Source organism: Mesorhizobium sp. M0618, assembly GCF_040320765.1.
Lineage (GTDB): Bacteria > Pseudomonadota > Alphaproteobacteria > Rhizobiales > Rhizobiaceae > Mesorhizobium.
The window spans coordinates 69,900-77,788 of sequence record NZ_JAMYQH010000033.1 but is presented as its reverse complement, the minus strand read 5'-3'; the positions used below and the strand labels follow the sequence as shown (position 1 = coordinate 77,788).

The 7,889-nt window shown below is 58.1% G+C and carries 6 protein-coding genes and 3 pseudogenes; 3 read left to right on the top strand and 6 right to left on the bottom strand.

Annotated features, from left to right (window positions below):
* Window positions 1–75: 75 nt before the first annotated feature.
* The 4 genes and pseudogenes from NKJ04_RS27925 to NKJ04_RS27915 form a co-directional block, all read right to left on the bottom strand.
* Window positions 76–1,515: pseudogene (locus NKJ04_RS27925) on the bottom strand (NAD-dependent succinate-semialdehyde dehydrogenase); the annotation flags it as partial.
* 198 nt (window positions 1,516–1,713) lie between these two features.
* A complete protein-coding gene (locus NKJ04_RS33745) occupies window positions 1,714–2,082 on the bottom strand; it encodes a hypothetical protein (protein WP_502897978.1) in 369 nt (122 codons plus the stop codon).
* A 79-nt stretch (window positions 2,083–2,161) separates the two neighbouring features.
* Window positions 2,162–2,296 (bottom strand): annotated as a pseudogene (locus NKJ04_RS33740) (insulinase family protein); the annotation flags it as partial.
* A 778-nt stretch (window positions 2,297–3,074) separates the two neighbouring features.
* Window positions 3,075–3,329: a hypothetical protein gene (locus NKJ04_RS27915; protein ID WP_023671853.1), complete on the bottom strand. Its 255-nt coding sequence runs from the start codon at window positions 3,327–3,329 to the stop codon at window positions 3,075–3,077.
* Between the two features lie 342 nt (window positions 3,330–3,671).
* Here NKJ04_RS27915 and NKJ04_RS27910 point away from each other — a divergent pair, with 342 nt between their 5' ends.
* Window positions 3,672–3,884, top strand: a complete 213-nt coding sequence (locus tag NKJ04_RS27910) for a cold-shock protein (RefSeq protein ID WP_023679670.1) — start codon at window positions 3,672–3,674, stop codon at window positions 3,882–3,884.
* A gap of 219 nt (window positions 3,885–4,103) precedes the next feature.
* Here NKJ04_RS27910 and NKJ04_RS27905 read toward each other — a convergent pair whose 3' ends face one another.
* Complete coding sequence (locus tag NKJ04_RS27905; protein WP_352678486.1) at window positions 4,104–4,574, bottom strand: Ros/MucR family transcriptional regulator; 471 nt, start codon at window positions 4,572–4,574, stop codon at window positions 4,104–4,106.
* 618 nt (window positions 4,575–5,192) lie between these two features.
* Here NKJ04_RS27905 and NKJ04_RS33735 point away from each other — a divergent pair.
* Both NKJ04_RS33735 and NKJ04_RS27895 read left to right on the top strand, forming a co-directional pair.
* Window positions 5,193–5,363, top strand: a pseudogene (locus NKJ04_RS33735) (ISL3 family transposase); the annotation flags it as partial.
* A 346-nt stretch (window positions 5,364–5,709) separates the two neighbouring features.
* Window positions 5,710–6,714 (top strand): glycosyltransferase family 10 domain-containing protein, encoded by a 1,005-nt coding sequence (locus NKJ04_RS27895; RefSeq protein WP_352678483.1) that lies wholly within the window; start codon window positions 5,710–5,712, stop codon window positions 6,712–6,714.
* A gap of 137 nt (window positions 6,715–6,851) precedes the next feature.
* Here the strand turns inward: NKJ04_RS27895 and NKJ04_RS27890 are convergent, their stop codons facing one another.
* The gene (locus NKJ04_RS27890; RefSeq protein WP_023737108.1) at window positions 6,852–7,205 is read right to left on the bottom strand and encodes a hypothetical protein; all 354 of its coding nucleotides are present in this window, start codon (window positions 7,203–7,205) and stop codon (window positions 6,852–6,854) included.
* Window positions 7,206–7,889: the final 684 nt, after the last annotated feature.

Sequence of the window (7,889 nt, the reverse complement as noted above, 5' to 3'; positions counted from 1 at the left end):
GCGAGCACAAGAAGCTCGCTCTACGCCAAGCCGCATGACCAGCTTCATGATCGCCCATTTTGCAGAACTTGACGCACACAACCGGTATTTCATTTCGAGGTAGTCCTCGAGGCCATGGCGGGATCCCTCACGACCGATGCCGGACTGTTTTATCCCACCGAACGGCGCCGCTTCCGAAGACATCCGGCCGGTATTTACCCCGACCATTCCATATTCCAAGGCCTCGGCGACACGCCAGACACGCTTCAGGTTCGAGGCATAAAAATAGGCCGCGAGGCCGTAGATCGTTTCATTGGCATCACGCACGACCTGATCCGCATCTTTGAAGCGAATAATCGGTGCGAGCGGCCCGAATGTCTCTTCTCGCGCGACGGTCACCTCGCTGGTGACACCGGTCAGGACCGTTGGTTGGAAAACGTGCCATTCGTGCCGAGGCGTTTGCCCCCGCATCGAATTGCGCCGCCTTTAGTTACGGCATCGGCAATATGGGATTCAATCTTGGTCAAAGCCTGCTTGTCGATGAGGGGTCCGATGTCCACTCCGGGCGCGAAACCGTCACCAACTTGAAGTTGGCGAGCCCGTTCCACGAATTTCTCGACGAACTCGTCGTGAACGCCCGACTGGACGTAAAGGCGGTTCGCTGAAACGCAGGTCTGGCCGGCATTGCGGTACTTCGCCTGGATCGCACCGTCAACTGCGGCATCGACATCCGCATCATCGAACACGATGAAAGGTGCATTGCCGCCGAGCTCTAGGCTGACTTTTTTGATCTGGTCCGAGCACTGGCGCATGAGTAGGCGCCCGATCCCCGTAGACCCGGTGAAGCTGATCTTGCGGACCTTGGGATTTGTGCAAAGTTCGCGGCCGACCGCGTCACCTTCGGACGCATAGATCAGGTTGACGACGCCTTCGGGGAAGCCTGCCTGATGGGCGAGGGCGAACATTGCTCCAGCCACGAGCGGCGTCTGTTCAGCGGGCTTGAGGACGATCGTGCAGCCCGCTGCCAAGGCTGGCGAGATTTTGCGCGCCACCATCGAGGCTGGGAAATTCCATGGCGTTATCGTGCCGACGACCCCGATGGGCTGCTTGATCACCAACATTCGGCGGTCCATCGATGGTGCGGAGATCGTCTCGCCATAGACGCGTTTTGCCTCCTCGGCGTACCATTGCAGATACGCCGCAGCATGCCTCCGATTTGGCCTCTGCAAGCGGCTTGCCCATCTCCGCGGTGAGAATTGCAGCGAGATCGTCGGCGTGGTCGATGATCAACTGATACCATCGCCATAGAACGTCGCTGCGCTCACGGGCGGTAAACCCTGCCCATCCAGGCTGCGCGACATAGGCCTTGTCGATCGCAGCGCATGTCTCTTCGACACCCATGTCGGGTACTTCTGCCAGCACTTCGCCGGTCGACGGGTTGAGAACCTCGAATGTCCGCTCGCTAATCCGCGTGCCAAGTGTCGGCAGGCGATCAATGGATCGAAACAGGTCAGGGGATCTCAGGTGACGGGTCATCGGCAGGCACAGGGGCAATACCGGATTCCTCCTCAAACGCAGCAGGGGTATATGGCAAGTGCGGTGTCTATTCCGGATGCCAAGTTCCTTATAGGGCCTCGGCCAGACAGCTAGCAGACCACGGTACCAAAGTGGAAAGGAGAATACCCTGAAATCGCTAGAAGATGCCTCGCGGTTCTACTAGTCGGGCTCGGCCGGTCAGGTGCGCGGGGGCAGGACCGGCCCGCGCGCAACCTTGCCATAGGTCTTCGCGGCCAGCGCCTTCACCGTCTCAGGCTCTGCGTCGCACCACCAGCACGGCGTTGTTCGGGTCGGCAGCATTTGTTGTAGATCGTGAATGCGTCGGTGCCGTTCAGCTTGTCCATCTCCTGCATCCAGCCGTTGACCGGAATGCGGTAGGGTTGATCGGCCGCAACGTCGCGTTGACCTCCTCGTCCAGCAGACCTGCGGGTTCGTCTCTCTGCGCCAACGGCGCTCCTCCAGAATCACGTTTCGCTCGGTCTTGATATCGTCGTTGAGGATGAGGTTGAACATGCGATCGGCCTCGAAGCCAATCATGTCGCCCAAAGCTAGTCATAGCGTTGGGGGCGTTATTGTAGCCGCCGCTGACTGAGACGGCTCGGTCGAACTCGCTGCCGGCGCGGTTGGTGGTCGCCTTGAAGATCAGACGCTCAAGGAAATGGGCAAGTCCGGATTTGCCGGGTGGCTCGTCGGCGCTGCTGACCTTGTACCATGTGAGTGACGACTGGCGCGCGGTGATCGCGGATGTCGATCCTTCCATGCCATAGTCGAGCAGGAAATCCGCGATCTTGCCGCCGTCGGTGGCGGCCAGAGCCGGAGCGGTCGTCACCAGGGCCAGGGCGGTGGCAGTGAACGCCGTGCGCAGCCAGGGGGAGCGATCGATGGCTCCGGTTGGAAAGGCAAGGTTCGAGGCAAAGTGATTTGTTCCTCATTTTGATGAACGCGTTGCGTCTTCGCCTCCCCGTGGGGAGGATCGGCGGGCAGCGCCGAGCCAGACCAACATGCGGCCAGGCCTCACTCGAGCCTCATCTTCGGATGGACCCAGGAGACCTGCGGCGGTGTTCTTGGCGAGGTGGTCATTGGACGGATTTTCCTTGGTCCGCGACGTCTGCGGACGACCAGGCATGCACCGTGCCAGATCAGAAAACCATTCGAGGCATGAAGACAAGTCGGGTCTGACATGTTGCGCATCCGACATTATGGGCCATCGAACAGGGCTGAAGGCGACGCGAGCATGGCTGAGAGTATCGTCTTCCTTCGGAAGACGATGAGGCGCGCTGCCGGGGAGGGGTACACGATGCGCTTCGAAGGCCGCTGCACTGACGGACAGAATTGAGATGTTGTCGCTCCAGCGCTCGCCGTGGGGGCATGCAGGCAACATTTGTCGCTGCAGGACAGCAGCACCGAAGCTGTGCGCGCTTGCCGTTGTCCCTGGGCACCAAACAGGAGAATTAGCAGTCGCGATTGATTTCATGTGCGTAAAATACCGCCTGGTGCGCTCGGCTGCAAATGCATGCCTGGCGGAGTGGTCGCTTAGGTCAAGAGCATCGCGTGAGTAACAGCCTGACCTTGCTCAATCTGATGCGCGCTAACCGCCTCGCCGGATTGTGGAACTGCTCGCGGGTGGCTTCTACCACAAACAGCAAGGTCATGAAATCAAGCAGGAAGTCGTCAATCGCTTGGGCGATTGTTTCTGACTTGCCCTTGAACTGGTCCAGCAAAACGCGCGCGCTATCGATCGCTTCCACGCTGGTCGCATCGATCAACCCCTCGACCCTCTTGAAACAATCCAACTCGAATTCCTTAAGGCGCTCCCAAGGTGTTATGCACGAAGGCAGTTCCGTGAACTACCCGGCCTTTGACCTGGCGGCACGCAGCGGTCGGCCTTACGTCCCGCGCCTCCAAACACGAGCCATCGACGTGGCGCTGAGGAGCGTTGGAAGAAATTGGGCGCTTCCGGCCACGCTCGAGCGGTAGTGTAGGACAGTGCTTGCTGGCGGCTACGCCCACAAAGGAGTGCGCCAGCTGATCGGGGCTTAACAATTTTTCGCTTTTTGCTGCGCCCAACTCTCGGCTATGACTCGGACAGGCCTACTGGCCTGCCCACGTTGCATTGTAAAAGAAGGAACAAGTATATGCCGACTGGAACGGTAAAGTGGTTCAACAGCACCAAGGGGTTTGGATTTATCCAGCCCGACAATGGCGGTCCGGATGTTTTCGTCCACATTTCCGCTGTCGAACGCGCGGGCCTCTCGACCCTCGCTGACGGCCAGAAGATCAACTATGAGATCGAGCAGGATCGCCGCACTGGCAAGTCCTCCGCTGGCAGCCTCAGCAAAGCTGGTTGAAATTTTCTCCTGCGTCCTGGCAAGACTAGGCACGTAGGTCCTCACGGCCGCTCGATGGGACCGAGCAAAAACTGAGGGCAGCAGATTGCTGCAGGCGTCGCGAATTCCTCATGAAACAAAGTTGTTTGAAAGGAAGGCGGGGTTGGCCCCGCCTTTTTATATGACGCGCAGATTAAGCCGATGGCTGCAACGCTCCAGAACGAATCTCGATTGCCGAAATCAAGCCGCGACCTTCTTGCGGGTTCTCTTCGTCGGCGCAGGCTCCGGCGCTTCCGGCGCCTTCGGTTTGCGGCCGAGCCCCATCGTCTTGGCCAATGTCGAGCGCGCCGCGGCGTAGTTCGGCGCGACCATGGGATAATCCGCCGGCAGGCCCCATTTGGCCCGATATCCATCCGGCGTCAGCCCATAGTGGGTCGACAGATGGCGCTTTAGCGATTTGAATTTCTTCCCGTCCTCAAGGGAGATGATGTAGTCCGGTGTCACCGATTTCCTGATCGGGACTGCAGGCGTAAGGGCGAGCGGCTCTTGCGCAGAGACACCTCCGGCCGTCGCTCTCAGAGCCGCATGCACTTGGCCGATGAGGGCAGGGAGATCCCCCACCGGGATCGGATTGTTGGAGACATAGGCCGACACGACATCGGCGGCAAGCTCAATGAGGGTGTCGACGTTTTTTCCGGCTTCTTCTGTCATGAAACTCTCCAGGCGGTGAAACATAGTCAGCGAAGCGTCGCTTCATAGGGCCGGTTGCCGCCGAAAGCAATAATGTCTCGACAGCGTTATTGCCAATGCTCGTCCAGAAGCGACATCGATGCGCCATATTTCCCGTCGTGACGCTGAGCCACTCGTTGTTGGCGACGCTGCCGAGGTGCGTGACGCGTCCCGGCTGTAACTTTGCGTCGAATTTGCTAGTAGTCTCGGGCCTAAGCGCGGTACTTTTGTCTCGGTATTACTTCTTTGGACTGTGAAATCGAGGGATCGTGATCGCTTGCTGGTGGGCGTCAGGGACGATGGACGTTCATTGGCAATGGCCAAATGTAAGTTCATCGCCCGGTGAGCCGCTCTTCCAAGGGGCTGGGAACCGCCGCTGGTAACCAAGGACATCAATGTATTTCGAGGCGTTTCTTAGCCGGTCCTCGCTGCGGACGACACCTGTTCCACGATATCGAACAGCGCGGCGACACAGGCAGCTTCTCGAATCTGGAGCGGCTTCTCGCAAGTTGGCGCCGCGCCGAGAGGCCGGGCAAGGACAGTGCGTCGCCTGCTTCAATCATACGCGTCAACCAGCCAGCGACCCTGTCCCATACGAATCCCGCGACCGGCCGTGTGATCTCGCCGGTAGTCGCCCCGGCCATCTGCACGAAGCCTCGGGATGTGCTGATGATCAACCAGGCCACAAAGGTCGACGTCCTGAAGCAGGGATCACATGAGTTTGCCACTATGCGCAGGCTTGCCATGCGCTTCCGCGGCATTTTGCGGGGTCTTCAGGCGGTTGATCAGCCCTTCCGCCTGGCCGTTGCTCCACGGTAGTTCAATGGCATCGCGAAGGGCGTCAGCGTCACGGCGTAGGACCCGACCGAAACGCGTGATGGCGACGGACCCGGAGTTGACGCCACGTCGATCGAAGTGTCGAGCTCGCCCAATTCACAGGCCGTACCATTGGGCAGAGCGGGCTGCGAACTCATTAGGGCACGCATGCTGCCACTCAGCCGGCCTGATCACCACACAAAGCGAGGAAGAACCTGGTCAAGTGCAAAGCGACAATTGCCTCGACAGCGGGTCCCGGAAGGTTTATGCTGCCCAATGTTACCGCAATCCGGAATGGCGATTGAGTACCTTCACGAGTGAAGGGAGTGAAACTTCTTTGTCGGCCAAATTGTTGACGGAACGCCCGGCGCCCATTGTAGCTACATGTCTAGATTCTTGGGGCGTTTTGGATGATGCAATCCACCATCTCACTCCAAAGGGCAGTGGAATCTGGAACAATGTCGCTTTTGTTCGCACGACATCCTTCGTGCCCGATTGGCATATCGTCTTTAACTCTGCTTCTCTTTTCGGGCTCCCTGTTGATATCGAGGCGAGCCCAAACAGGACAATTTTTGCAATCGGCGAACCGCCGACGAAAGCTCATCGCGCGTTTCATGAAGGGCAGGGGAAAAATACTATCGTCCTGACGTGTGACGCAGAGCTGGCTGCTCGGCAGAATGCAGCGCGCCGATTCGTTTTGTCTCCACCTATCACTCGGTCTTGGTCTGTAAACAAGACATATGACCAACTTCTGGTCAGCGAAGTCGTGGATAAGCCGCTTCGGCTCTCATGGATTACCAGTGACATCGCCCTGCTTAAAGGACATCGATATCGGCTGGCGTTTCTGGAACGGCTGAGGAAGGAGCTCGATTTTGACCTGTTCGGCCGAGGTTTTCGGCTGATTGGAGATAAATGGAACGCACTCGCACCTTACCGTTACAGTATAGCGTTCGAGAATACTCGTGCTGATTACTATTTTACAGAGAAGCTTATGGACTGCTTCGTTGCTGAAACAATGCCGATCTATTACGGCAGCCCTGCAATCACGAGGTTCTTCCCTTCGGACTCTATGGTTCTGATTGACCCAGAGGACAAGAACGTAATCCCAAAAATTCAAGAAATCATCAACTCGGACCTCTGGAAGGAACGTCGCGGCGCAATAAGAGAGGCGAAGCGGTTGGTCCTCGAGAAATACAATACGTTTGCTTATCTCGCGAGCTTCATCGAAAGCGTTCAGGATAAACCCTTACCGCCGGAAATTATACACATCGATTCGCCTGAGGTCGATTTTGAAATAGACGAATGAAGTACTCCAACGCTCGCTTCGCGTGCCCGGCGGTCGGTGGTCTGGCGAGATCGGTACGGAACGCTCGGCGGAGAATGCCTGCTGCGCAGTCGGGCCGGCACGGGCGCACGAGGTCATGCGCCCCCGGCTGCCGCTGATCAGACGAACTGGGGAAGGCCAGGAACGGAATTGAGGACCTCGTCCACGAGTTCGTCGCCGGCATGTTCCTTGGCGCAGGCGATCGTCTCGTTGGCGAGGCCGGCGATCTTTGCCATGCTGAGACCCTCACTCATCAATTGCTGGCCAAGCCCCATAAGGCCGCCACCCTCTGGGTCGTCGCCATGATACTTCGCTACTAATTCCGAAGCTCCCGGAATGGCCTCGATCATGCGCGCAACGGGACCGTCGGCCGCGTGGCTTTGCAGGAAACCCAGCATTAACCCAACGCCCTTCTCTGCGAGAGCCGGGCCGATGCCGGCACCAGTGGCGATGCGCGGTAAGAATTCTTCCATGCAGGGTCTCTCTCTCTTTGATGAGGTTTACACGGGGCCGGTCCGGTGCCCAGCTCCCTTGGCCGAACCACAATTGAACTCCACAAAAATAGGCCGGCGGAAGTGCTATTGCGCGTAAAACCGCCTCTGTCAACGCAAGCTGCGTCGGACGTGCGTGTTTCGCAAACCGAAGATCATTCCAATTCACATCATTACGCATTGCAACCGCACAGTTTGCGGTGGCTCGCTTATGGGCCAATGCCCCGCGTCCGTCAAATGATGACGACAAGGTGGTCATCGCCCAGGATCTGTGGATCGAGGTGTGAGGCACTTACAGCCGGTGGACCTGCTCAAGCGCCGCGCCGGCACAAGGGCTAGATTGGCGATACTGCGCGTATTGGCCATGTCTTTCCTCGCGTGATGGGATGTTCGTAGAAGCGGAGCTATATGCCGGTGTGACGATCGACAAGGCGGACCGGCTATTCCGATAGGACGTCCATACTGTCGCATAGACCGTCGCTGCTTAGGTATTGAAACCGCCATCGCTGGTGACATCACAATGTGCAGCCGGCGGGTGTCGACAACGTCGATTCACGCAATCAGCCGGTCAGGAGGAACGAATGAACCCTGAGGTTTCAGAGGGTCACTTTTCGCAAGGCGTGCAGCGCACATCGTGCAAGAGATTGCCATTCTTGCGGATGCTAT

Coding starts and splice junctions, on each gene's coding strand:
- NKJ04_RS27910 (WP_023679670.1), top strand. CDS start 3,672: ATGCCGACTGGAACGGTAAAGTGGTTCAACAGCACCAAGGGGTTTGGA.
- NKJ04_RS27905 (WP_352678486.1), bottom strand. CDS start 4,574: ATGACAGAAGAAGCCGGAAAAAACGTCGACACCCTCATTGAGCTTGCC.
- NKJ04_RS27890 (WP_023737108.1), bottom strand. CDS start 7,205: ATGGAAGAATTCTTACCGCGCATCGCCACTGGTGCCGGCATCGGCCCG.